Annotated in this window: 21 protein-coding genes; 5 read left to right on the top strand and 16 right to left on the bottom strand. The window is 68.8% G+C overall.

What is annotated here, in order from left to right; translation table 11 throughout:
* Positions 1–29: 29 nt before the first annotated feature.
* From Q7T09_RS18395 to dusB, 3 genes are read right to left on the bottom strand one after another with little or no spacing between them, the layout of a single operon-like run.
* Positions 30–1460 carry a sigma 54-interacting transcriptional regulator gene (locus tag Q7T09_RS18395; protein WP_304701655.1) on the bottom strand — a complete coding sequence of 477 codons (1431 nt, stop codon included), beginning with the start codon at positions 1458–1460 and terminating at the stop codon, positions 30–32.
* Complete coding sequence (locus Q7T09_RS18390; RefSeq protein ID WP_304701654.1) at positions 1457–2578, bottom strand: nitrogen regulation protein NR(II); 1122 nt, start codon at positions 2576–2578, stop codon at positions 1457–1459. The genes Q7T09_RS18395 and Q7T09_RS18390 overlap by 4 nt, the downstream gene beginning before the upstream one ends.
* Positions 2575–3585 (bottom strand): tRNA dihydrouridine synthase DusB, encoded by a 1011-nt coding sequence (dusB, locus tag Q7T09_RS18385; RefSeq protein WP_304701653.1) that lies wholly within the window; start codon positions 3583–3585, stop codon positions 2575–2577. The genes Q7T09_RS18390 and dusB overlap by 4 nt, the downstream gene beginning before the upstream one ends.
* Before the next feature lie 92 nt (positions 3586–3677).
* Here dusB and Q7T09_RS18380 point away from each other — a divergent pair, with 92 nt between their 5' ends.
* On the top strand, positions 3678–4823 hold the full coding sequence (locus Q7T09_RS18380; protein ID WP_304701652.1) for a bifunctional 2-C-methyl-D-erythritol 4-phosphate cytidylyltransferase/2-C-methyl-D-erythritol 2,4-cyclodiphosphate synthase: 1146 nt from the start codon (positions 3678–3680) through the stop codon (positions 4821–4823).
* On the opposite strand, the gene Q7T09_RS18375 is transcribed toward Q7T09_RS18380, so the two are convergent.
* Positions 4820–7117 carry a spermidine synthase gene (locus tag Q7T09_RS18375; protein WP_304701651.1) on the bottom strand — a complete coding sequence of 766 codons (2298 nt, stop codon included), beginning with the start codon at positions 7115–7117 and terminating at the stop codon, positions 4820–4822. The two genes, Q7T09_RS18380 and Q7T09_RS18375, sit on opposite strands and share 4 nt — an antisense overlap.
* Before the next feature lie 83 nt (positions 7118–7200).
* On the opposite strand from Q7T09_RS18375, the gene Q7T09_RS18370 reads away from it, so the two are divergent.
* A complete protein-coding gene (locus Q7T09_RS18370; RefSeq protein WP_304701650.1) occupies positions 7201–7692 on the top strand; it encodes a CinA family protein in 492 nt (163 codons plus the stop codon).
* Here the strand turns inward: Q7T09_RS18370 and Q7T09_RS18365 are convergent.
* Together Q7T09_RS18365 and lipA are read right to left on the bottom strand one after the other, a co-directional pair.
* Entirely contained in the window at positions 7689–8132 is a 444-nt protein-coding gene (locus Q7T09_RS18365; RefSeq protein WP_304701649.1) for a type II toxin-antitoxin system RatA family toxin, read from the bottom strand. The genes Q7T09_RS18370 and Q7T09_RS18365 overlap by 4 nt on opposite strands.
* 4 nt (positions 8133–8136) lie before the next feature.
* Positions 8137–9099, bottom strand: a complete 963-nt coding sequence (gene lipA / locus Q7T09_RS18360; RefSeq protein WP_304701648.1) for a lipoyl synthase — start codon at positions 9097–9099, stop codon at positions 8137–8139.
* A 150-nt stretch (positions 9100–9249) separates the two neighbouring features.
* Between lipA and Q7T09_RS18355 the strand changes: the two genes are divergently transcribed.
* The 3 genes from Q7T09_RS18355 (at position 9250) to Q7T09_RS18345 (ending at position 13340) form a co-directional block, all read left to right on the top strand.
* Positions 9250–10272, top strand: a complete 1023-nt coding sequence (locus tag Q7T09_RS18355) for an alpha/beta fold hydrolase (RefSeq protein WP_304701647.1) — start codon at positions 9250–9252, stop codon at positions 10270–10272.
* Between the two features lie 98 nt (positions 10273–10370).
* Entirely contained in the window at positions 10371–11927 is a 1557-nt protein-coding gene (locus tag Q7T09_RS18350; protein WP_304701646.1) for an AMP-binding protein, read from the top strand.
* Between the two features lie 177 nt (positions 11928–12104).
* Positions 12105–13340 carry an acetyl-CoA C-acetyltransferase gene (locus Q7T09_RS18345; protein WP_304701645.1) on the top strand — a complete coding sequence of 412 codons (1236 nt, stop codon included), beginning with the start codon at positions 12105–12107 and terminating at the stop codon, positions 13338–13340.
* On the opposite strand, the gene lpdA is transcribed toward Q7T09_RS18345, so the two are convergent.
* The 10 genes from lpdA to rpmF form a co-directional block, all read right to left on the bottom strand.
* A complete protein-coding gene (gene lpdA, locus Q7T09_RS18340; RefSeq protein ID WP_304701644.1) occupies positions 13337–14746 on the bottom strand; it encodes a dihydrolipoyl dehydrogenase in 1410 nt (469 codons plus the stop codon). The two genes, Q7T09_RS18345 and lpdA, sit on opposite strands and share 4 nt — an antisense overlap.
* 87 nt (positions 14747–14833) lie before the next feature.
* Positions 14834–16165: a pyruvate dehydrogenase complex dihydrolipoamide acetyltransferase gene (locus tag Q7T09_RS18335; protein ID WP_304701643.1), complete on the bottom strand. Its 1332-nt coding sequence runs from the start codon at positions 16163–16165 to the stop codon at positions 14834–14836.
* Positions 16166–16211: 46 nt separating this feature from the next.
* Complete coding sequence (locus tag Q7T09_RS18330) at positions 16212–16613, bottom strand: GFA family protein (RefSeq protein ID WP_304701642.1); 402 nt, start codon at positions 16611–16613, stop codon at positions 16212–16214.
* A complete protein-coding gene (locus Q7T09_RS18325) occupies positions 16610–18040 on the bottom strand; it encodes a pyruvate dehydrogenase complex E1 component subunit beta (RefSeq protein ID WP_304701641.1) in 1431 nt (476 codons plus the stop codon). The genes Q7T09_RS18330 and Q7T09_RS18325 overlap by 4 nt, the downstream gene beginning before the upstream one ends.
* Positions 18037–19083 carry a pyruvate dehydrogenase (acetyl-transferring) E1 component subunit alpha gene (gene pdhA / locus Q7T09_RS18320; protein ID WP_304701640.1) on the bottom strand — a complete coding sequence of 349 codons (1047 nt, stop codon included), beginning with the start codon at positions 19081–19083 and terminating at the stop codon, positions 18037–18039. Before pdhA ends, Q7T09_RS18325 begins: the two co-directional genes overlap by 4 nt.
* Positions 19084–19256: 173 nt before the next feature.
* The gene (locus Q7T09_RS18315) at positions 19257–19553 is read right to left on the bottom strand and encodes a septum formation initiator family protein (protein WP_304701639.1); all 297 of its coding nucleotides are present in this window, start codon (positions 19551–19553) and stop codon (positions 19257–19259) included.
* Positions 19554–19922: 369 nt separating this feature from the next.
* Positions 19923–20618, bottom strand: a complete 696-nt coding sequence (locus Q7T09_RS18310) for a VIT family protein (protein ID WP_304701638.1) — start codon at positions 20616–20618, stop codon at positions 19923–19925.
* A gap of 64 nt (positions 20619–20682) precedes the next feature.
* Positions 20683–21237 carry a cytochrome b gene (locus tag Q7T09_RS18305; protein WP_304701637.1) on the bottom strand — a complete coding sequence of 185 codons (555 nt, stop codon included), beginning with the start codon at positions 21235–21237 and terminating at the stop codon, positions 20683–20685.
* 325 nt (positions 21238–21562) lie between these two features.
* Positions 21563–22843 carry a phosphopyruvate hydratase gene (gene eno / locus Q7T09_RS18300; RefSeq protein WP_304701636.1) on the bottom strand — a complete coding sequence of 427 codons (1281 nt, stop codon included), beginning with the start codon at positions 22841–22843 and terminating at the stop codon, positions 21563–21565.
* Positions 22844–23056: 213 nt separating this feature from the next.
* Entirely contained in the window at positions 23057–23239 is a 183-nt protein-coding gene (rpmF, locus tag Q7T09_RS18295; protein WP_304701635.1) for a 50S ribosomal protein L32, read from the bottom strand.
* Positions 23240–23421: the final 182 nt, after the last annotated feature.

The raw sequence follows: 23421 nt of genomic DNA, 5'->3' as shown, positions 1-23421 counted from the left end.
GCTTCACATCCGCGTCAGGAAGCCGGGCCTCAGCGGCGTCCGCGCGCCATCTCCACCCCGAGGTCCTGGATCTTCTTGCGCAGGGTGTTGCGGTTGAGACCGAGAATCTCGGCGGCGCGGACCTGATTGCCCCGAGTCGCCGTCAGGGTGAGCTGGATCAGCGGGCGTTCGATCTCCTCGAGAACCCGGTCGTAGAGCCCCGCGGGCGGCAGGCCGTCCGGCTGCTCGGCGAAGTATCCGCCGAGGTGGCGCTCCACCAAGGTGGCCAGGGTGACCGGCCCCTCCTGCCCCTGGACCTGGGGCTGCTGGTCGGCCAGTTCGCGCTCGACGATGCGGGCGCTGATCAACTCCTCCGCGTAGAGGGCGCAGATGCGGCGGATCAGGTTTTCCAGCTCGCGGACGTTGCCCGGCCAGAAGTGCAGCTTCAGGCGCTCCAGGGCCGCGGCGTCGATGGTCTTGGAGGGCAGGCCCTCGCGGTTGGCCCGCAGCAGGAAGGCCCGCGCTAAGTCCGGGATGTCCTCCACCCGGTCACGCAGCGGCGGCAGGCGCAGGGGGGCGACATTGAGCCGGAAGAACAGGTCCTCGCGGAACAGGCCCTGCTGGATGAGGCCGCGCAGATCGCGGTTGGTGGCGGCGATGATCCGCACATTGGGCCGGCGGCCGGTCTTGGGATTGAGCGCCGGTTCCGAACCGTCGATCACGCGCAGCAGGCGGGTCTGGGCGTCCAGCGGCATGTCGCCGATCTCGTCCAGGAACAGGGTGCCGCCATCGGCCTCCACCAGCTTGCCATGGTCGCCGTCCTCGCGGCCGAACAGCTCGGTCTCCACCCGCTCACGCGGCACGGCGGCCAGGTTGATGACCACGAACTTGCCGTCCTTGCGGCGTCCCATCTCGTGCAGGGCCCGGGCCACCAGCTCCTTGCCGGTGCCCGATTCGCCCAGGATCAGCACGGTCAGGTCGGCCCCCACCAGGCGGGCGATGGTGCGGTAGACGTCCTGCATCGGCCCCGAGCGGCCGATCAGCGGCAGGCGCTCGTCCCGCACGGCGCGGGCCTGGGCCTTGGAGGCCTCGGAGTCCGCGGGCTTGGCCAAGGCCCGGCGCGCGGCCGAGGTCATGTCGTCCAGGTCGAAGGGCTTGGAGATGTAGTCGAAGGCGCCCACCTCGGCGGCGTTGACCGCCGTCAGCAGGGTGTTCTGGGCGCTCATCACGATGACGGGCAGCTTGGGGCGGTCCTTGCGGATGCGCGGCAGCACGTCGAAGACGTTCTCGTCGGGCATCATCACGTCGGTGACGACGAGGTCCCCTTCCCCGTCCGACACCCATTTCAGCAGGGTCGTGGCGTTGCCGGTGGCGCGAACCTGATAGCCGAGACGGGTGAAGGCCTGGCTGAGAACCAGACGGATCGAGGAGTCGTCATCGGCGATCAGGATCTTCTTGTTGGCGTTGGCGATCGCGTTCATGCCGAGACGTCCTCTTCAGATGCGATGGGAAGCAGCACGCGGAAGGTCGTGCGGCCCGGCTCGGACTCGAAATCGATCAGGCCGCCGTGTCCGGAGACCAGCTTGGAGACCAGGGCCAGGCCGAGGCCCGCGCCGTTGACCTTGGTGGTGACGAAGGGCTGGAACAGGCTCTCGCGCAGGTGGGCGGGAATGCCCGGGCCGTTGTCCTGGATGCGGATCTCCAGGGGCGCGCCGCGCAGGGCCTGGCCCTTGGCGGCCCGGACCCGGACGCCATGCCGGTAGGCGGTATGGATGGTGACCTCGCCGCGATTGTCGCCGCGGCTGTGGGCGGCCTCCGAGGCGTTCTTCACCAGGTTCAGGAAGATCTGGATCAGTTGGTCCTCGTCGCCATAGGTCAGCGGCAGGGAGGGGTCGTAGAGGTCCTTCAGCACCAGGCCGTCGGCAAAGCCGTTGACGGCGAGCGCGCGGACGCGGTCCAGCACCTGGTGGATATTGATGGGCGAACAAACCGGCAAGGCGTCGTCGGAGAAGGCCTCCATCCGGTCCACCAGGCGGCGGACACGGTCGGTCTCGTCGACGATCAGCTGGGCGAGCGGGGTGTCCTCGGCCTTGGCGCCGGCCTTCAGAAGTTGCGCCGCGCCGCGGATGCCCATCAGCGGGTTCTTGATCTCATGGGCCAGCATGCGGCCCAGGCCCACGATGGTGCGCAGGCCCGCGGCCTCGGCCCCAGTGCGCTCGCCGCCCAGGGCGCCGCCCTTGACGTGCAGGGTCAGCAGCACCGAACCGTCGCCCAGGGGCGCGGCGGCGCCGTCGGCCTCGAAGGAGGGATGGCCGAACAGGCTGATCTCCACCCCGCGCTCGCGAACCGGAGCGTCCTCCTCCAGGGCCCGGTTGAGCAGGGAGACCAGGGCCGAGCCCTCCGGCAGAGCCGCGCCGAAGCGGCCCCGGGTCAGCAGGCTGAGCCCCTGGCCGAACAGGGCCTCGGCCGCCTCGTTGACCGCGACCAGGGCGCCGTCGGCGTTCACCACCAGGGCCGGTTCGGGGGAGAGGTCGAAGGCCGCAGCCTTCAGGACATCCAGGTTGACGCCGCTGTTCGCGGCCCGTGTTCGACTGTTCATGCCGCCAATCTCGTTTGAGGATCGCGCCAGAGCGCGATCAGGCCTTCCTCGACCAGGGCGGGATCCTCCAGGCGGCAGAGCGCCGAACGGGCGCTCTGCCTGGCCTCGACCTGCATGGGCCAAGGCGCGTTATCGACATAGGACGCCAGGTGCTTGCGGAAGATCCGCAGGCCCAGGCGGTCGCCGTAGAAATTCAGACTGTCCCGGAAGTGCTCCAGGGCGATGGCAAGCCGGGCCTCGGCGTCAGGCTGGACAAAGGTCCCGCCATTGAGCTCGGTCTCGATCTGAGTGGCGACCCAGGGCCGGCCATAGACACCGCGGCCCACCATGACGCCGTCGGCGCCGGACTGGGCCAGCGCCTCGCGGGCGGTCGCGCCATCGACGATGTCGCCGTTGACGATCACCGGGATGGAGACGGCGTTCTTCACGTCGCGGACGGCCGACCAGTCGGCGACGCCCTTGTAGAACTGGCTACGGGTGCGGCCGTGGATGGTGACGGCCTTGGCGCCGCGGGCCTCCGCCATGGCGGCGATCTCCGGCGCGTTCCGGGAGGCGTCGTCCCAGCCCAGGCGCATCTTGACGGTGACGGGCACGTCCACGGCGTCCACGGCGGCGGCGATCAGGGCCTCCGCCAGGGCCGGTTCGCGCATCAGGGCCGAGCCCGACTGGGCGCCGCCGGTGACCTCCTTGGCCGGGCAGCCGAAGTTGAGGTCGATGATCTGGGCGCCGGCCTGGGCCGCCAGGATCGCGCCGCGCGCCATGTGGACCGGGTCGCGACCGACCAGTTGCACCACCATCAAGGGCAGGCCCTCGCCCACGGCGGCGCGGCGCACGACGTCGGGACGGCCGCGGGAGAACTCGGCGCAGGCCACCATCTCCGTCGCCACATAGGCGGCCCCGAGCTTGCTAGCGGCCTTGCGGAATGGAAGGTCCGAAACGCCGGTCATGGGCGCGATCCACGCCCGACCCGACACCTCGACATCCCCGATCGCGAGCGTATTGCTCATTTTGTAATCAACCCCATCGCCGCCTTTTTAGGCACATTGTGCGGCGCCGTAAAGCCTAGACAGGACACGTTCGCCCTCTAAACAACGTCGCCATGAACTTTTCCGCCGTCATCGTCGCCGCCGGCGCCAGCACCCGGGCCGGGCCCGGAGCTCCCAAACCCTGGCGCAGCCTGGGGGGGCGGCCGATTCTGCGCTGGTCGGCGGAGGCTCTGGCCCGCGCTGGAGCCCGAGAAATCATCGTGGTCACCGCCGGCGAGCGCTTGCAGGATGCCACCGAGACGCTTGCCGGACTGGCGGGCTGGAAAGCTGTCGCGGGCGGCGCCACGCGGGCTGAGTCGGTCCAAGCCGGTCTCGCTGCGCTTACGGCCGCCGATGATGAGCCGGTCCTGATCCACGACGCGGCCCGACCCTTCGTGACCACGGCGCACGTCGAGCGCCTGCTGGCGGCTCTGGCCGAGGCCGACGGTGCCGTCCCGGCCCTCCCCGTCGCCGACACCTTGAAGCGCGTCGCCGGCGTGATCACCGAGACGGTCTCCCGCGATGGCCTCTGGCGCGCCCAGACGCCCCAGGCCTTCGGCTATCGCACCCTGCGGAACGCCTACGCCGCCTGGCCCGCCGGCGCCGAGCCCACCGACGACGCGGCCGTGGTGGAGCGGGCTGGCGGCAAGGTAGCCCTGGTCGCCGGCGATCCCCTGTTGATGAAGCTGACCTATCCGGAGGACTTCGCCATGGCAGAGACGTTGGCGGGCGGCCGCCGGATCACCCGCACCGGCTTCGGCGTCGACGCCCACCGCTGGGGGCCCGGCAAGGCCGTCTGGCTCTGCGGGGTGAAGATCGATCACGACCAGACCCTGATCGGCCACTCCGACGCCGACGCCGGCCTGCACGCCCTCACCGACGCCATCCTCGGCGCCATCGGCGAAGGCGACATCGGCGAACACTTTCCGCCCAGCGATCCCCAGTGGAAGGGCGCGTCCTCCGACCGCTTCCTGGTCCACGCCGCGGGCCTGGTGGCGGCCAAGGGCGGCACGATCGTCAATGTCGACGTCACCCTGATCTGCGAGCGCCCCAAGATCCGCCCACACCGCGACGCGATGCGCGCGCGCATCGCGGAGTTGCTGGACCTACCCCTGGACCGCGTCAGCGTGAAGGCCACGACGACCGAGGGCATGGGCTTCACCGGCCGCGGCGAGGGCCTGATGGCCCAGGCGATCGCGACCGTAGAAACGCCTCTCTAGGGCAGCCAGGCCCAGCGTTCCTTCATGCGCCCATAGAGCGCCCCGACCAGGTTGGTGTAGTCGTCGGTCCAGGGCCGGACCAGCACGGGCTCCGTCGGCTTCCAGCGCGGATCGGCGGCGAAGGCGGCGAGCGCCTTTGCGTTGCGGGCCACGATCAGCGCGTCCTCGGAGGACTCCCACAGCATGGGCGAACTCTTGGCCGCGTCGTGCCGCTGCAGCAGAGCCTCGCCGCCGGCGGCATAGGCCACCGCCATGGCCGGGCTGCGCAGGTCGAGGTTGCGGTTGGACAGGTGCAGGATGAGCACCCCGTCCGGCTTGATGCGGGAGAGGTAGCCGCGCATGGCCTCGACAGTCAGCAGGTGGGCCGGAACGCTGTCGGAGGAGAAGGCGTCGATCAGCAGGATGTCGAACTGGTCCCTGGGCTGCTTGGCCAGGGTCAGGCGGGCGTCGCCCACCACATAGTCGATCTTCCCCCGGGCGCAGGCTGTCGTGTAGCTGAAATGGGCCGGATCGGTTGAGATGCGGATCACCAGCGGATCGATCTCGAAGAAGGTCAACCGGTCTGCGGGCCGTGTATAGGCGGCCACCGCGCCGGTCCCCAGGCCCACCGCGCCGATGCGCAGGGCGGGCTTGTCGCGCGCCGCCTGGGTGAAGACCTGGCCGATCGGCGTCTCCGGCGCGTAGTAGACCAGGGGCCGGCAGCGGAAGCGCGGATCCTGGGCCTGGGCGCCGTGCAGGGTGGTGCCGTGCGACAGCAGGCGCACCGTCCCGCCCAGGGGCGCCAACTGCAACTCTGACTGGCGCACCACGCCAAAGAAGCTGCGCCAGCTTTTCAACACGTCGACCTTGTCGCCCGCGCCCTCCGCGGCGAGCGAGATGATCACGATGATCCCGAAGAACACCAGGCCACGCCGACGCACGATGAAGGCGCAGACCACGGCGGCGGCCAACAGCAGCCTGACCAGCAGAAGCATCAGGTCGTGGCCCGTGGTTCCCAACAGATTGGCGCGGCCGATCTCGCCGTTATAGGCCGCCAGGACGGCCAGAGGCGCGCCGGCCGCGGCGACGCACCCGATGGCGAAGGTCACCCAGCGCCAGCGCTCCACTGGCCCGTCGCCCCAGGGCCTGACCAGGCAAGCGAGCGCCAGGACCAGCGGGTACTCCCAGACATTGTTGAAGATCACCGGGGCGACGAAGGCGTTGAAGCCGCCACCCACCACCCCGCCGAGCGACATCCACAGGTAGAATCCGGTCAGGTGCGCCGGCGTCGGTCGCCGGGCCACCAGGGCCTGATGGCACATCAGCGCCGTCAGGAAGAAGGCCGAGAGGTGGACGAAGATCTGCAGGAAGAAATTGCTGACCCTGAAGGGCAGGATCGAGGCGCAGGCCGCCACCGCCGCGGCCTGCAGGATCAGGGTGGTCTGCTCCGACATCACGGGCTTGGTGGAGAATGCGATGATGAAGGTGACTAGGTAGAGCGCCAGCGGGATCACCCATAAGAAGGGCGCGGAGGCCACGTCGGTGGCCAGGTGGGTGGTCACCCCCATCATCAGGCTGGAGGGGATGGCCGCCAGCACGATCCAGGTCAGCCGATCGCGCCAGGTGGGAACCGCCTCGGGGACGTCGCCCTCCACCACGACGATCGGCGCGGCCTCCCCGCCGACCCGGGTGACGAAGATCATCAGCGCGGCCATCAGCAGGACGAAGGCGCCGTAGCCGAGACTCCACCCCACGGCCTGGCCGTGCAGGGTGGCCAGGGGCTCCACCACGATGGGATAGGCCAACAGGGCCAGCAGGCTGCCCAGGTTGCTGGCGGCGTAGAGGACATAGGGCTCGGAGCCCGTTTCGGCGTGCAGGGTGCGGGCGTGCCAGGCCTGCGCCAGGGGCGCGGTGGCCGAGAGCACCGCGAAGGGGGCGCCAATGGATACGGCCATCACCCCCAGCAGCCATAGGGCCGGGTGTTCCGAGCTTGGCGCGCCGAATACCCCGGTGACGTGTAACGGCAGGACCAGCGCCGCCAGCACCATGGCGGCCAGGTGCAGTCCCGCCTGCAGGCGGATGGACCGAACCCGCTGCAGCAGGTGGGCGTAGCCGTAGCCAGCCAGCAGGGCGGCCTGGAAGAAGGCCAGGCTGGTGTTCCATATCGACGGCCCCCCGCCCAGCAGGGGCAGGACCAGCTTGGCGATCATCGGCTCGACCAGGAAGACCAGGCAGGCGCTGGCGAAGACGGTCAGGGCGAACAGGGCCGGCGAGCGGGCCGCGGCGGGATTGGCGGCGGCGTCCTGCGTGGTCATGTCTCGAATCGTCTTGTGTCTGGGGTCGCGGCGATGTTGTGGTCTCGCCTCACCCTTGCCTAGCTTTGTCGGAGTCACGCCGCATGTTTTCCCTTGAGATCGAGACCCTGGCGCGCCTGCTGATCGACGAGGCCCGGGAGCGGAACTTGCGGATTGTCACCGCCGAGAGCTGCACCGGGGGCCTGGTGGCCGGCGCGATCTGCTCGATCTCCGGCGCCTCGGACGTCTTCGAACGCGGCTTCGTCACCTACACCAACCGCGCCAAGCAGGAGCTGTTGGGGGTGCCGGGCGACCTGATCGCCGACCTGGGGGCCGTCTCCGAGCCCGTCGCCCGGATGATGGCCGAGGGCGCCCTGGAGGCCTCTAACGCCCACATCTCCGTGGCGGTGACCGGCGTCGCCGGCCCGCACGGCGGCACCTCGTTCAAGCCGGTGGGCACCGTCCACATCGCCACGGCGCGGACCAATCACGGCCTGATGCACCGCCAGGAATTTTTCCAGTACGAGACCCGCTCGGAGGTGCAGCTCGCCGCCGTCCAGGCCGCCCTGCAGGCCCTGCGGGACCGGATGACCTAGCCGTAGAGGGTCTTGGCGCGGGCTTCGAAGCAATCCATCAGCTTGTCGACGGCGTGGCTGAAGTTGGCGGCCAGCAAGGCCTCCAGCATCCGAGACTTGAAGGCGAATTCGATGTCGAACTCGACGCGGGTTCCGGCGGGGTCGGGCTCGAACCGCCACTGGTTGCGCAGGGTCTTGAAAGGCCCCGACAGCAAGGTGACGTCGATCTGGCGGCCGACCGGATCGCGCCGCACCCGAGTGGAGAAGCTCTCCTTCAGGAAGGCGAAGCCGACCCTGGCCTCGGCGTCCACCCAGCTCATGCCCTGGCTGTCGGTGCGCGGGTTCCAGGTCCGCATGCCGGTGACCCAGGGGACGAACTGCGGGTAGGCCTCGACATCGCCCACCAGGGCGAAGAGCTGCTCGGGCCCATAGGGCAGCGTCTTGGTGACGTGATGGCGCAAGTCCCTAGGCCGCGGCGTCCTTGGCCCGACGGGCGGCCTGCAGCCTGGCGAAGTCCTCGCCGGCATGGTGCGACGAGCGGGTGAGCGGGCTGGCCGACACCATCAGGAAGCCCTTGGCCCGGGCGATCTCCTCATAGGCGTGGAACTCGTCGGGGGTCACATAGCGGTCGATGGCGGCGTGCTTTCGGGTCGGCTGCAGGTACTGGCCGATGGTCAGGAAATCGATGCCGGCCGTACGCATGTCGTCCATCACCTGCATGACCTCTTCCTTGGTCTCCCCAAGGCCGACCATCAGGCCCGACTTGGTGAACTGCTCGGGGTCGCGCTCCTTCACCCGCTCCAGCAGGCGCAGGGAGTGGAAGTAGCGGGCGCCGGGACGGATCGAGAGGTAGAGGCGCGGCACGGTCTCGAGGTTGTGGTTGAAGACGTCGGGCTTGGCGTCGATCACCAGTTCGGCGGCGGCCACCGGCTTGCGCAGGAAGTCCGGGGTCAAAATCTCGATGGTGGTGGCAGGCGCCGCCGCGCGGATCGCGCGGACGACGGCGGCGAAGTGCGCCGCGCCCCCGTCGGCGAGGTCGTCGCGGTCCACCGAGGTGATGACCACGTGCTTCAGCCCCATCTTCGCCACGGCGTCGCCGACGCGGGCGGGCTCGGTGGGGTCCAAGGGCTGGGGCTTGCCGGTGATGACGTTGCAGAAAGCGCAGGCCCGGGTGCAGGTGTCGCCCATGATCATCATGGTGGCGTGGTTGATGGACCAACACTCGCCGATGTTGGGGCAGGCGGCCTCCTCGCAGACCGTGGTGAGGCCGTGTTCCTTCACCGTCGCCCGGGTCGCCGCATAGCCCGGGGAGCCCGGCGCGCGTACGCGCAGCCATTCCGGCTTGCGCAGCATCGGCGTGTCGGGCCGGGACTGCTTTTCTGGGTGTCGCGGCCTTGCGCCGGTGACGGTGTCGATGACGGTCGCCATGGCCCCTAAATCGGCGTTCGAGGCTCGCGGATCAAGCCGTGATTGAGCGGCCTTGCGCCACAGCGGCGATCTGGGCTCAAACAAGTCATGGTCCGCGCGTTCGCCGTCGCCGCTCTGCTCCTGTTGCTCGCGGCGTGCGGTCGGAGCGATGTGCTGGGCCCGTTCGCGGAGAGCCGGGCCCCGCCGTCCCTCAGCCCCCGCTTCTATCCCCCCGAGGGCTGGGCCTGGGGGCTGATCGAGACGGGCGGAAAGCCCACCCAGCGTTATGGCGTCGCCGCCGGCTGGCGGGCGCCGCGGGCCACGGTCGTCATCCTGCCGGGCTACGGGGAATCGGCCGAGGCCTGGTTCGAGACCGCCGGTGAGCTGATACGCCGGGGCTACACGGTCTGGATCCTGGAGCGCGCCGGCCAGGGCGGATCGGCCCGTTACACCCTGCCCCGCGACCTGGGCTTCGTCCCCAGCTTCGATCCCGACGTCGCCAACCTGCGGGCCCTGGTCAGCGTGGTGATCCGGCCGACGGACAACACGCCCCTCATCCTGCTCGGCCACGCCGACGGCGCGGTCGTCGCCCTGCGTGCGGTGGAGACGGGGCTGAAGGCGGACGGGGTGATCGTTTCCTCCCCGGCCCTCGCGCCCCTGGCGGTGAGCGCCGATTCCGCCCAGGCCCTGGCCGGCCGGGCTGGGCTGGGCCGTCTGCCCTCCCCCGACTGGCGGCCCTGGAGCCGTTCGTCGCCGGACGACCGCGCCCAAGGCCTCACCCACGACGCCTGGCGCGGCCGGGTGCAGCAGGCCTGGCAGACCGCCAATCCCGACCTGCGCATGTCCTCGGCCAGCCTGGGTTGGCGCGGCGCGCACCAGGCGGCAAGCCGCGCGGTCGAGGCCGGCGCCGCCCAGGTGAAGGCCGACGTCCTGATGTTGCTGCCCGCGCGCACGGCGGCCGCTAACCTGGCCCTCTGCAAGGCCCTGCCCCGTTGCCGATCCGTGGCCATCCCCGGCGCCTGGCCCGCCCTGCATCTGGAGCAGGACCGCTTCCGCCAACCCTGGATGAACGAGGTGAGCGGCTACATCGCCGCCAAGGTCGACGCCGAACGCGCCGCCGAAGTCGCGCCGCTGGCAGCCGCAACCCCCGCCCTCGCCGCGATTCCCGAGGAAAATTCTCCGCCTACCCCGTGAAACCAGCTCACGGTTTGTAACGTATCCTTGCAATGGCGCCCCCCGACGATAGGCTTAGGTTCCAAGAAACGGCGATCCGATCGGGGAGGTCTTCGCCTTTGTCGCGTACATTTGATCCGCTTGAGAGCGAACGAACCCTGTTCGACGCTCTGCTCGACGCTCGCGCCAGGTACGGCGCGAAGAAGCTCATCCTGGAGGACCAGGAGCGCAATCCGCTGTCCTATACCGATCTTGTCCGAGCCGCCTTCGCGCTCGGCCGCAAGATCGCGGCGATGACGGAGAAGGGCGAACGGGTGGGCGTCATGCTGCCCGCCAGCTCGGCCGCCGTGGTGACCTTCTTCGCCCTGCACGCCTTTGGCCGCGTGCCCACCATGCTGAACTTCACGGCCGGAATCCGGAACCTGAAGGCCGCCTGCAAGCTGGCCGGGGTCAAACGGGTGCTGACCGCCAACCGGTTCATCGAGCAGGGCCAGCTTCACGACCTGATCGACGCCCTGGAGGAGGTCGCCACCGTCACCTATCTGGAGGACGTGCGGCAGAAGATCGGCCTGGCCGACAAGCTGTTCGCCGCCACGGCGGCGGCCTTCCCCAAGCCCTTCGTGGCCGAGACCAAGCCCGGCGATCCGGGGGTGATCCTGTTCACCTCGGGCAGCTTCGGCGCCCCCAAGGGCGTGGTGCTGAGCCAGGCCAATCTGGTGGCCAACGTCTACCAGATCGCCGCCCACATCCCGCTCGATCCTGACTGGGTGATGTTCAACCCCCTGCCCACCTTCCACTGCTTCGGCCTGACCGGCGGCGTCTTGCTGCCCATTCTGACCGGCATGAAGGCGTTCCAGTACCCCTCGCCCCTGCACACCAAGGTCATCCCGCCCCTGCTGAAGGACTCCAAGGCCTCCATCCTGCTGGCCACCGACACCTTCCTGAACCAGTACGCCCGGGTCGCCGAGTACGACGAGCTGGCCAACCTGAAGTTCATCGTCTGCGGCGCGGAAAAGGTTCGGGAAGAGACCCACAACCTGATCCGCGACAAGTTCGGCGATGTGCCGGTGCTGGAGGGCTACGGCGCCACCGAGGCCGCCCCGGTGATCGCGGTGAACAAGCCCATCGACAACCGCCGCGGCACCGTCGGCGGCCTGCTGCCGGGTATCCAGACGCGCCTGGAGCCGGTGGAGGGCATTCCCGGCGGCGGCCGCTTCTACGTCCGCGGTCCCAATGTGATGAGCGGCTATCTGCGGCCTGACGGCTCGGTGGAGCCGCTGGTCGACGGCTGGCATGACACCGGCGACGTCGTCGACATCTCCGACGACGACTGGGTCACGATCCGGGGCCGGGTGAAGCGCTTCGCCAAGGTGGGCGGCGAGATGGTCTCCCTGACCGCCGCCGAGGACCTGGCCATCGCGGTCTGGCCCGACAGCCGCCACGCGGTGATCGCCATGCCCGACGCCCGCAAGGGCGAGCGCCTGATCCTAGTCACCGACCGCCGCGACGCCGATTCAACGGCCCTGGTGGCCCACGCCAAGGCCATCGGCGCCTCGGAATTGAACGTGCCCAAGAAGATCATCAAGGTTCCCGAGGTGCCCGTCCTGGGCACCGGCAAGACCGACTATGTGGTGATCCAACGCATGGTGGAGGCCGAGGGGCGCCGCGCCGCCTAGCGCCCGGGCAGAGGAACAGCGCGCCCAAACGGCGTCATCGCCGGTGATGGGGAGCGTCGATGCGCTGGTCCGCAAGAATCCCTGACGAATAAACTCTTGGCTGCCGTGGGGTCGCCGGGTCCATGCTCAGACCTCGATCGGCGCTTGCGCGCAAACTGAGCTTGAGAGGACCACCCCATGACCGAGGCCTGGATCATCGACGTCGCCCGCACACCCCGTGGCGTGGGCAAGCCTGAGAAGGGCGCGCTGTCGGGCGTCCACCCGCAGCGCATCCTGTCCACGGTGCTGAAGGCCCTGGCGGAGCGGAACAACCTCAATACGGCCGACATCGACGACGTGATCGCCGGCTGCGGCACCCAGTTCGGCAAGCAGGGCTCCTGCATCGCCCGCATGGCGGCCCTGGACGCCGGCTACGCCAATGAGGCGGCCGGTATGTCCCTGGACCGCTTCTGCGGTTCGGGCCTGACGGCGGTGAACCTGGCGGCCATGGGCGTGATGTCCGGCGCCCAGGATCTGGTGGTGGCCGGCGGCGTTGAGTCGATGTCCTACGGCTCGACCCTGAAGCGGCCCGTGGGACCGACCCTGGACTCTGGCAATGCCCACCTGCGCGCGATCCACCCGCAGCCGCACCAAGGCGTCTGCGGCGACGTGGTGGCGACCCTGGAGGGCATCACCCGCGAGGACGTCGATGCGCTGGCGCTGGAAAGCCAGCGTCGCGCCGCCCACGCCATCGCCAATGGCTATTTCGACCGCAGCCTGGTCACCGTCTACAATGACGACGGCAGCATCGCCCTGGACCGCGAGGAGTATCCCCGCGCCAGCACGACCGCCGAGGGCCTAGCGGCCCTGAAGGCCGCCTTCGCCACCCTCTATGACGTGCCCCTGGACGAGGAGGGCCTCTCCTTCCGCAAGCTGGTGGAAGCCACCTATCCGGACCTGAAGATCAACCACGTCCACCATGCCGGAAACTCGTCGGGCGTCGTGGACGGCGCCGGCGCCGTGGTCATCGCCTCCCCGGAATACGCCCGGGCCCATGGCCTGAAGCCCCGCGCCCGAATCCGGTCGGTCTCCACCGCGGGCGATTCGCCCGAGCTGATGCTGAACGCCCCTGGCCCGGCGGCCCGCAAGGCCTTGGCCAAGGCCGGCATGACCATGAAGGACATCCAGCTCGTCGAGATCAACGAGGCCTTCGCCGTGGTGCCGATCAAGTTCATGCGCGACCTGAACGTCGACCCGGCGATCGTCAATGTGAACGGCGGCGCCATCGCGCTGGGTCACCCGATCGGGGCGACCGGGGCGATGATCCTGGGCACCCTGCTGGACGAGATGGAACGCCGCGACCTCTCGGTCGGCATGGCCACCCTGTGCGCCGCCGGCGGCATGGCCCCGGCGGCGATCATCGAGCGGATCTAGATATGTAGGACCCGACCATAGGCGTCGAGCGAGGCCTCATGCATGGCCTCGCTCATCGTCGGGTGGGGGAAGACGGTGGCGATCAGCTCGGCCTCGGTGGCCTCCAGCGTCATGGCGAGCGCAAAGCCCTGGATCATCTCGGTGACCTCGCCGCCGATCAGGTGGGCGCCCAGCAGGGCGCCGGTCTTCTCGTCGAAGATGGTCTTCACGAAACCCTCGGTCTCGCCCGAGGCGATGGCCTTGCCGTTCACCCGGAACGGGAAGCGGCCGACCTTGACGGCGATCCCCTTCTCCCTGGCCTGGGCCTCGGTGATCCCGACAGAGGCGATCTGCGGGGTGGAATAGGTGCAACCGGGGATCGGGGCGTTGAGGTTGGCCGGGGCGAGGCCCGCGATGTGCTCGACGCAGTGGACACCCTCGTGGCTGGCCTTGTGGGCGAGCCAGGGGGGACCGGCGACATCGCCGATGGCGAAGAGGCCAGGCACGCCGGTCGCGCCGTGGGCGTCGGTCACAACGTGGGTGCGGTCGATCTTCGCGCCCAGGGCTTCGAGGCCCAGATCCTCGACATTTCCGACGATGCCGACGGCGACGATGGCCACCTCGGCCTCGAGGGTTTCGGAGGTTTGGCCGCTTGATGCAGTGATGCGGACCCCCCCCGATTTCGGCTTCTCGAGCCCCTGGACCTGGGCTCCAATGCGGAATTTGATTCCGCGTTTTTCGAAGGCTTTGCGGGCGGTTGTGGAGATTTCCTCATCTTCCACAGGAAGGATTCGCGGCAGGGCTTCAATCACCGTCACCTCGGCGCCCAGGGCGCGGTAGAAGCTGGCGAACTCGATGCCGATGGCGCCCGAGCCGATGACGATGACCGACTTGGGCGCGGCCTTGGGGGCCATGGCCTCGCGATAGGTCCAGACCCGGTCGCCGTCCGGCTCCAGCCCCACGGCGGGAATGGTGCGGGCCCGGGCGCCGGTGGCCAGGATGACGTTCTTGGCGGTGAGGGTGCGCGAGCCGCCGGCCTTCAGGGCCACGACGACATTGGGCGCGGGCGTCCCCTTCTCCAGCCGGGCGGTCCCCTCCACCACCTCGATCTTGTGCTTCTTCATCAGGAAGGCGACGCCGGAATTGAGCTGGGCGGCGACCTTGCGGGAGCGCTTGATGATGCCGGCGAAGTCGAAGGAGGCCTTCTCAACCTTGATGCCGTAGTCGGCCAGGTGGGAGAGGTTCTCATAGGCCTCGCCCGACTTGAGCAGGGCCTTGGTGGGGATGCAGCCCCAGTTGAGGCAGATGCCGCCCAGGGCCTCGCGCTCGATGATGGCGGTCTTCAGGCCGAGCTGGCTGGCGCGGATGGCGGTGACATAGCCGCCGGGGCCCGAACCGATGACGATGAGGTCGAAGGTGTCGGCCATCAGAGCCGAGCCTCGATGGCGCTTTCCAGCGACCGCGGGGTCACGGTGGGGGCGAATCTCACGTCACAGATGCTCATGGCCAGTCCCCTAGACGATCATGGTGATCGGATCTTCGATCAGCACCTTGAAGGCCTGCAGCCAGCGGGCGCCGATGGCCCCGTCGACGACGCGATGATCGCAGGTGAGCGTCACGGTCATGACGGTGGCGACGGCCAGCTGGCCGTTCTTCACGACGGGCCGCTGTTCGCCCGCGCCCACCGAGAGGATGGCGCCCTGGGGTTCGTTGAGGATCGAGGCGAAGGCCTTGATGCCGAACATGCCGAGGTTGGAGACCGAGAAGGTGCCGCCCTGGAACTCCTCGGGCTTCAGCTTGCGGGTCCGCGCCCGGGCGGCCAGGTCCTTGGCCTCGGTGGCGATGACCGCCAGGCCCTTGGTCTCGGCGGCGCGGATGATCGGGGTGATCAGGCCGCCGTCGATGGCCACGGCCATGGCGATGTCGGCGTGGTGGTGCATCGCGATCCCCTCCGGCGAATAGGAAGCGTTGGCCTCGGGCACCTGCTTCAGGGCGATGGCGCAGGCCTTGATCACCAGGTCGTTGACGCTGACCTTCACCCCCTGCTTTTCCAGCATGGCGTTGATCTTGGCGCGGCCGGCCAGCAAGGCGTCGATCTCCAGGTCGATGGTGAGCGGGAAGTGCGGCACGTCGCGGAAGGAGTCGGTCAGCCGGCGGGCGACGGTCTTGCGCATGCCATCCAGGGGCGTGAGGTCGTAGGAGCCGTCGGGTATGCCCATCTGGGCCAGGCTGAGGACCTGGCGCGGGGCGGCGGTGGCGGCGCCGGCCGCCGCCGGCGCCTTGGCGACCCCAGGGCTCGCGCCCTCGACATCGCGCTTGATGATGCGGCCGTGGGGGCCGGAGCCCTTCAGGGCGGTGAGGTCGAGGTTCTTCTGGGCGGCGATGCGGCGGGCGAGCGGGGAGGCGAAGATGCGGGCCCCGTCAGAGACTTGGGCGGGCGGGCCCCCTCCACCGCTTCGCGGTCCCCCTCCCCCAGAGGGGGAGGATCTTGGCGCAGCGCTTTCCGCAGGCGCCGGCGCCAGATGCTCCCCTCTTGGGGGAGCTGGCGCAGCCAAAGGCTGCGACTGAGGGGGACTTTGACTCGCGGCCGGTGACGCGGCCTCGCCCTCCCCCGACAGCCTTGCGATGGGGGCGTTGACCTTGACGTTCTCCGTGCCCTCGGGGACCAGGATCTCGTCCACGGTCCCCTCGTCGACGGCCTCGACCTCCATGGTCGCCTTGTCGGTCTCGATCTCGGCGATGACGTCGCCGGACTTCACCACGTCGCCCTTCTTCACGTGCCACTTGGCGAGGGTGCCCTCCTCCATGGTGGGCGACAGCGCGGGCATCAGGATGTCGATGGGCATGGTCAGGCGCTCGGGCGGTTGTGTTGGGCGCAGGCGCGCAGAGGGGTCATGAGGGCTCCAGCGACAGGTGGGCGAGCTGGTCGGCGTTGGCCTCCCAGTTCTGGCCGTCGAAGGCGGTGAGGTCGAGCCTGGCGGCCTCGTCCAGGCAGCGGGCGTTGACCGACCAGCCGTCCGGGTTGGAGCGCGGGCGGTAGAAGCTCTTGATCCCGCATTCGGCGCAGAACAGGTGCTTGGCCACGCGGGTGTTGAAGCTGTACTCGGCCAGCCGCTCCATGCCCTTGGTCACCCGGAAGCGGCTCTCGGGCACGATGATGTGGATGAAGCCCGACTTGGCGCACATGGAGCAGTTGCAGCTCTGGGCCTCCACCACCTCGGGCAGGGCGACCTCGAACCGCACGCCGCCGCAGTGACAGCCGCCGGCGCGCCAGGTGAAGCCGTCCCCGCTCATCGGTAGCAGACCGCCTTCACCGCCTTCACGATCTTGTCGACCGAGGGCAGGGACAGCGCCTCCAGATTGGCCGCGTAGGGCATGGGCACGTCTTCCTGACAAACCCGGGCCGGTGGGGCGTCGAGATAGTCGAAGGCGTGCTCCAGGACGCGCGCGATCACCTCGGCGCCGACGCCCATGGGGCCCCAGCCCTCCTCGACCGTGACCAGGCGGTTGGTTTTCTTGACGCTCTCGACGACCGTCTCGTGGTCCAGGGGGCGCAGGGTGCGCAGGTCGATGACCTCGGCCTCGATCCCCTCGCCCGCCAGGCGCTCGGCGGCCTCCAGGGCCAGACCGACAGCGCGCGAGTGGGCGGTGATGGTGACGTCGGTCCCCTCGCGGCGGACGCGGGCCTTGCCGATCGGCACGACCCAGTCGCCCTCGGGCACGTCGAACTCCACCCCGTAGAGCATCTCGTGCTCCAGGAAGACCACGGGGTTGGGGTCGCGGATGGCGGCCTTGAGCAGGCCCTTGGCGTCGGCGGCGTCATAGGGCGCCACCACCTTCAGGCCGGGCACCTGGGCGTACCAGGCCGAATAGTCCTGGCTATGCTGGGCGCCGACCCGGGCCGCCGCGCCGTTGGGCCCGCGGAACACGACCGAGCATTTGATCTGGCCGCCGGACATGTAGAGCGTCTTGGCCGCCGAGTTGATGATGTGGTCGATGGCCTGCATGGCGAAGTTGAAGGTCATGAACTCGATGATCGGCTTCAGACCCGCCATGGCGGCGCCGACCCCCAAGCCAGCAAAGCCGTGCTCGGTGATCGGGGTGTCGATCACCCGGCGGTCGCCGAACTCCTCCAGCAGGCCCCGGGAAACCTTGTAGGCGCCCTGGTACTGGGCGACCTCCTCCCCCATCAGGAAGACGGTCTCGTCGCGGCGCATCTCCTCGGCCATGGCGTCGCGCAGGGCGTCGCGGAGGGTGGTCTTGACCAGCTTCACGCCCTCGGGGAGCTCCGGATCGCGCAGGGCGGGCTTGGGTTTCCCTTCGGAAGTCTGGGGCGGCTGGCCCCCTCCACCGCTTCGCGGTTCCCCTCCCCCAAAGGGGGAGGATCTTGGCTCGGTGACGGCGGCCGGCGGAGCGTCAAGATGCTCCCCCTCTGGGGGAGCTGGCGCAGCCGCAGGCTGCGACTGAGGGGGTGCGGCGGAGGCCTCGCCGGAGAGACGAGCGATGGGGGTGTTGACCTTGACCTCCTCGGTCCCTTCCGGAACCAGGATCGCCTCGATCACGCCCTCATCGACGGCCTCGACCTCCATGGTGGCCTTGTCGGTCTCGATCTCGGCGATGACGTCGCCGGAGCGGACGGAGTCGCCGACCTTCACGTGCCACTTGGCGAGCGTGCCCTCCTCCATGGTGGGGGACAGCGCGGGCATCAGGACGTCCGTCACTGGGCGGCCTCCAGATAGACGTCGGTATAGAGTTCGGAGAGCTCGGGCTCGGGCGAGGTGCGGGCGAACTCAGCGGCGTCGGCGACGATGCGCTTGACCTCCGCGTCGATGGCCTTCAGCGCAGCCTCGTCGGCCCAGCCCTTCTGCTCCAGCAATTCCTGAAGATGATCGATGGGATCGCGAGTTTTCCTCACCTCGTCGACCTCTTCCCGGGTGCGATACTTGGCCGGGTCGCTCATGGAGTGGCCCCGGTAGCGGTAGGTCTTCATCTCCAGGATGTAGGGCCCCTCGCCGGAGCGCGCGTGCTCGGCGGCCTTCCGCGCGGCGGCCTGCACGGCCAGGACGTCCATGCCGTCGACCTCTTCGCCCGGGATCCGGAAGGAGGCGCCGCGCTTGTAGAGGTGCGTCTCGGAGGACGACCGCTCGATGGAGGTGCCCATGGCGTACTGGTTGTTCTCGATCACATAGACGACCGGGAGCTTCCAGATCGTGGCCATGTTGAAGCTCTCATAGACCTGGCCCTGGTTGGCCGCGCCGTCGCCGAAATAGGTGAAGGCGACCTTCTTGTTGGCCTTGTATTTGTTGGCCAGCGCCAGTCCGGTGCCGAGGCTGACCTGGGCGCCGACGATGCCGTGGCCGCCGTAGAAATCGGCCTGCGTCGAGAACATGTGCATCGACCCGCCCTTGCCCTTGGACGAGCCGGTGAAGCGGCCGGTGAGTTCGGCCATGACCTCCTTGGGATCCATGCCGCAGGCCAGCATGTGGCCATGATCGCGGTAGCCGGTGATCACCTGGTCGCCCGGCTGCTTGATGGACTGCACGCCGACGGCGATGGCTTCCTGGCCGATATAGAGGTGGCAGAAGCCGCCGATCAGCCCCATGCCGTAGAGCTGGCCGGCCCGCTCCTCGAAGCGGCGGATCAGCAGCATGTCGCGATAGAACTTGAGCAGGGATTCCTGGGTCATCGGGTCAGTATTATCACTGATGACACCGGTGTCATTCTTCTTCCGCTTGGAAGTCGAGCTTGCCTGCCCGCGCGCCATTCGTTTCTCCGTGGAGTTCGCCACTGGGGCCTCGTTCCCGAGTCAGTCGTCCTGTGGAGCGTCATCGCTTCAGGGTCGAAGCTATAACGCTCCAAACCTTCTGTAGAGCGCGATAAAGGCCAAAGGCCAGTCTGCGGTCACAGCCATCGCGCCCTAGAACGAACGAATCCGCCCTACGGCTTCACCCGGATCACATAGTCTCTCGGGTCGGCGAAACCTAGCAGGGAACGAGCCCGCTCTTCCAGCAGATCGGCCGAAAGACTGGTGTCGCGCAAGAGTCGGGCGCGGGACTCCAGATCCTGCCTCTCGATGCGCACCTTGTTCAGTTCGGCGATCTTGGCGGCCAGGGTCGCGTCGCGCAGATTCGAGGATAGCAGGCCGCGATCGCCCGTGAAGGCGTGGAACCCGAAATAGAAGATCAGGAAGGCCAGGGCGGCGGTCGGCAGATAGGGGCGAATTCGTGCGAGCACTGGCTTGGAATCAAACGCGTTTCAGACCGCGTCAGGGTGACGCTTCATGTTTAACATTGCGTTGCGGCCGAGCTTGAGATCGCCCGGCCAAGGGTCGCATCGGATTGGGGATATTTGGGCTGGCTCCGACACGGCTAGGATCGGAGTCCAACAGAGTTGGCTCCAGCCACGTCCTTCTCCCCTTGCGGGAGAAGGTGGCGCGCCAGGGCGCGCCGGATGAGGGGTCGCACTCCCCTCTCCATGTTTCGGCAATGGGGTTGGCCGGATAGGTCTATCGACCCCTCATCCGACCCTGCTCCGCAGGGCCACCTTCTCCCGCAAGGGGAGAAGGAAAACCAAGAACGCCACTCGTCAAGCTGGATGCAGGCCTTAGGCCGCGACACCGAAAATGGCTCCGACGCCGGCTGTCAGGGCCATGGCCATGGCGCCCCAGAAGGTCACCCGGGCCACCGCCTTCCAGATCGGAGCGCCGCCGGCCCGCGCGCCCACCCCGCCCAGCAGGGCTAGGAAGGCGATGGAGGCCGCCGAGACGGCCGGAACCAGGGCCGGAAGGGGCGTGACGATGGCCAGGACCAGCGGCAGGGCCGCCCCGGCCGCGAAGGTGAGCGCCGAGGTGATGGCCGCCTGCACCGGCTTGGCCGTGGTCATCTCCGAGATGCCGAGCTCGTCGCGGGCGTGGGCGCCCAGGGCGTCCTTGGCCATCAGTTGCCGGGCGACCTCGCGCGCGAGGTCGGGTTCGACCCCGCGCTCGGCGTAGATCCCCGCCAGCTCCGCCAGTTCGAGCTCCGGCTGGGTGGCGAGTTCGCCCTTCTCCCGGGCGAGATCGGCCCGCTCGGTGTCGGACTGCGAGCTGACCGAGACATACTCGCCGGCGGCCATGGACATGGCGCCGGCCACAAGGCCCGCCACGCCGGCCACCAGAATCTCGCTGCGCCCCTGGGCGGCGGCGGCGACGCCGACGATCAGGCTGGCGGTGGAGACGATGCCGTCATTGGCGCCCAGGACCGCGGCCCGCAGCCACCCGACCCGCTCGATGAGGTGCATTTCGCGGTGAGATCGAACCATGCTGACCCTTTGGAACTGAGGCGCCGGCGCGGCCGGGGCGAAGGCTGCCAGGGCGAGGTTAGCCCTATCCGGCGCGCTTGACCCAGAGGATCCGCTGCAGGGTCCCGTCGCGGTCGATCACCAGGTGCTTCAGGGCGCCGGCGACGTGCAGGACGATCAGGGGCCAGAACAGCTTGCTGGCCGCGCCGTGCACCTCCTCGGCGGCTTCGTGCAGCCAGTCCAGGCGCACCGGGAAGGGGCTGGGGATGGCGAAGAGGTCGAAGACCTGGATCGGCCGGGCGGCGGACCAGATGGCGAGCGGCCCGGTCACCAGCAACACCGCGATCATCAGCAGGAACAGGACCTGGACCGCCATGGCGGCCCGATGCAGCCAGACATTCTGCTCCAGGGGCCGCGGATGGGGCTGGGAGAGGCTCCACAGCAGGCGGGCGGCCAGGAAGGTGAAGAGGAGGACCGCGACCGAGACGTGCAGGTTCTGGGCGGCGATCTTGGCGGCCCGGTCAGGCGCCTCCTCCATCTGCTCGCCCAGCAGGTAGAGGGCGGTGACGCCGATCGCGCTGATCCAGTGGAGGGCGATGGCCGCCCAACCGTAGGCGGCGCGGGTGTTGCGAAGGGACATGGCGGGACTCCGGTTTCCTGTCCGCCATGCCCTGGGAATTCAGGCGCCGCCTTGACCGGGGTCAATAGCGACGCTTGAAGTCTTGGGGGTTCTGCTCAGCCCAATTTTCGTCATCCCGGACGGCCGCCAGGCCGATCCGGGACCCAGGGGCGGAGCGCACCGCCCCTGGGTCCCGGCTCTCCGCTGCGCTGCGGCCGGGATGACGGAGTGGGGTTTGCTTGAGAGGCACATCGACCCCTCATCCGACCCTGCTCCGCAGGGCCACCTTCTCCCGCAAGGGGAGAAGGGATTTAGACGCAGCGCCCCGCCCTATCGGATTGGGATCCTAGCGGCCCTTGAGGGCGGCGCGGCCGAGATAGACCGCCTGGTCACCCAGCTCTTCCTCGATGCGCAGGAGCTGATTGTACTTGGCGGTGCGGTCGGAGCGGGCCAGCGACCCGGTCTTGATCTGTCCGCAATTGGCGGCGACGGCCAGGTCGGCGATGGTGGAATCCTCGGTCTCGCCCGAGCGGTGGCTCATCACCGAGGTATAGCCGGCGCGGTGGGCCATCTCCACGGCGTCAAGAGTCTCTGACAAGGTGCCGATCTGATTGACCTTCACCAGGATGGAGTTGGCCAGGCCCTTGTCGATGCCCATGGACAGGCGCTTGGGATTGGTGACGAAGAGGTCGTCGCCGACGATCTGGATCTTCGCCCCCAGCTTGTCGGTGAGCAGCTTCCAGCCGTCGAGGTCGTCCTCGCTGCAGCCGTCCTCGATGGTGACGATGGGGAACTGGGCCACCAGATTCGCCAGGTAGTCGACCATGCCGGCGGGATCGAGGGTCTTGCCCTCCCCCGCCATCACGTACTTGCCGTCCTTGAAGAACTCGGTGGCGGCGACGTCGAGGCCCAGCACGAAGTCGCGGCCGGCCTTGTAGCCGGCGGCCTCGCCGGACTTGACGATGAAGGCCAGCGCCTCCTCGGCGGTGGCGATGTTGGGGGCGAAGCCGCCCTCGTCGCCGACATTGGTGTTGTGGCCGGCGGCCTTCAGCGCGCTCTTCAGGCCGTGGAAGATCTCCGCGCCCATGCGCAGGCCTTCGGCGAAGGTGGCCGCCCCGGTGGGCAGGATCATGAATTCCTGGATGTCGATCGGGTTGTCGGCGTGGGCGCCGCCATTGATGATGTTCATCATCGGCACCGGCAGAACCCGCGCCGAGACCCCGCCGACATATTTGTAGAGCGGCAGGTCGGCGGCCGTCGCCGCGGCCTTGGCCACGGCCAGGCTGACCCCGAGGATGGCGTTGGCGCCCAGGCGCGACTTGTTGGGGGTGCCGTCCAGCTCGATCAGCAGGGTGTCGAGGCGGCGCTGGTCCTCGGCCTCGAAACCGGAGAGCGCGTCGTAGATCTCGCCGTTGACGGCGTCGACCGCCTGCAGGACGCCCTTGCCGCCGTAGCGGCTCTTGTCGCCGTCGCGCTTCTCCATCGCCTCGTGGGCGCCGGTGGAGGCGCCGGAGGGGACGGCGGCGCGGCCTATGGAGCCGTCCTCCAGCACCACGTCCACCTCGACCGTCGGGTTGCCGCGGCTGTCGAGGATTTCGCGGGCGGTGATGTCGACGATCTCGGTCATGACGTTCCTCGGGCGGGCGCGTGTGGAAAAAGGCGCGCGACCCTTAGCCAGCTTCGGCGGCCGGGGCAATTCCTGAGGGCGAGCAGGCCGCCGGGGATCAGCAGTTCGGCGGACCGCCCAAGGCAAAGCCACCCGCCGCGGAGCCCGCGGCGGGTGGCTTTTCGATCTTCAAGCTCGAAAGACGCCGCGCGCCCGTGAGGGCGGCGAGGAAGACTAGTCTTCCTTCGGCGTGATGACCTGGCGGCCCTTGTACATGCCGGTCTTCAGGTCGACGTGGTGCGGGCGCTTCAGTTCGCCGGTTTCCTTGTCTTCGACATAGGAATTGGCGCCCAGGGCGTCGTGGCTGCGGCGCATGTTGCGGCGCGAGGGCGAAGTTTTGCGTTTCGGAACGGCCATGGGAGAATCTCTCAGGCGTGGAAATGGAAGCGGCGGCCCCGGGGCCGCCGACGTGAGCGCGGGTGTATGACGCAAACCCCGCTTCGTTTCAAGCGCCGAAGCCCCTGAAACCGAGATCGCGTCTCCACCCCCGATCTAGACCAGCCGCGAGCGGTCCCGGGCGGCGCCGATGAAGCTGGCGA

The organism is Phenylobacterium sp. (genome assembly GCF_030645195.1).
GTDB lineage: Bacteria > Pseudomonadota > Alphaproteobacteria > Caulobacterales > Caulobacteraceae > Phenylobacterium.
This window is presented reverse-complemented; position numbering and strand designations above follow the sequence as displayed.

Coding starts and splice junctions, on each gene's coding strand:
- Q7T09_RS18390 (WP_304701654.1), bottom strand. CDS start 2,578: ATGAACAGTCGAACACGGGCCGCGAACAGCGGCGTCAACCTGGATGTC.
- Q7T09_RS18380 (WP_304701652.1), top strand. CDS start 3,678: ATGAACTTTTCCGCCGTCATCGTCGCCGCCGGCGCCAGCACCCGGGCC.
- eno (WP_304701636.1), bottom strand. CDS start 22,843: ATGACCGAGATCGTCGACATCACCGCCCGCGAAATCCTCGACAGCCGC.
- Q7T09_RS18395 (WP_304701655.1), bottom strand. CDS start 1,460: ATGAACGCGATCGCCAACGCCAACAAGAAGATCCTGATCGCCGATGAC.
- Q7T09_RS18335 (WP_304701643.1), bottom strand. CDS start 16,165: ATGCCCATCGACATCCTGATGCCCGCGCTGTCGCCCACCATGGAGGAG.
- pdhA (WP_304701640.1), bottom strand. CDS start 19,083: ATGGCGCGCGGGCAGGCAAGCTCGACTTCCAAGCGGAAGAAGAATGAC.
- Q7T09_RS18330 (WP_304701642.1), bottom strand. CDS start 16,613: ATGAGCGGGGACGGCTTCACCTGGCGCGCCGGCGGCTGTCACTGCGGC.
- Q7T09_RS18370 (WP_304701650.1), top strand. CDS start 7,201: ATGTTTTCCCTTGAGATCGAGACCCTGGCGCGCCTGCTGATCGACGAG.
- lipA (WP_304701648.1), bottom strand. CDS start 9,099: ATGGCGACCGTCATCGACACCGTCACCGGCGCAAGGCCGCGACACCCA.
- Q7T09_RS18310 (WP_304701638.1), bottom strand. CDS start 20,618: ATGGTTCGATCTCACCGCGAAATGCACCTCATCGAGCGGGTCGGGTGG.
- Q7T09_RS18305 (WP_304701637.1), bottom strand. CDS start 21,237: ATGTCCCTTCGCAACACCCGCGCCGCCTACGGTTGGGCGGCCATCGCC.
- Q7T09_RS18345 (WP_304701645.1), top strand. CDS start 12,105: ATGACCGAGGCCTGGATCATCGACGTCGCCCGCACACCCCGTGGCGTG.
- rpmF (WP_304701635.1), bottom strand. CDS start 23,239: ATGGCCGTTCCGAAACGCAAAACTTCGCCCTCGCGCCGCAACATGCGC.
- lpdA (WP_304701644.1), bottom strand. CDS start 14,746: ATGGCCGACACCTTCGACCTCATCGTCATCGGTTCGGGCCCCGGCGGC.
- Q7T09_RS18375 (WP_304701651.1), bottom strand. CDS start 7,117: ATGACCACGCAGGACGCCGCCGCCAATCCCGCCGCGGCCCGCTCGCCG.
- dusB (WP_304701653.1), bottom strand. CDS start 3,585: ATGAGCAATACGCTCGCGATCGGGGATGTCGAGGTGTCGGGTCGGGCG.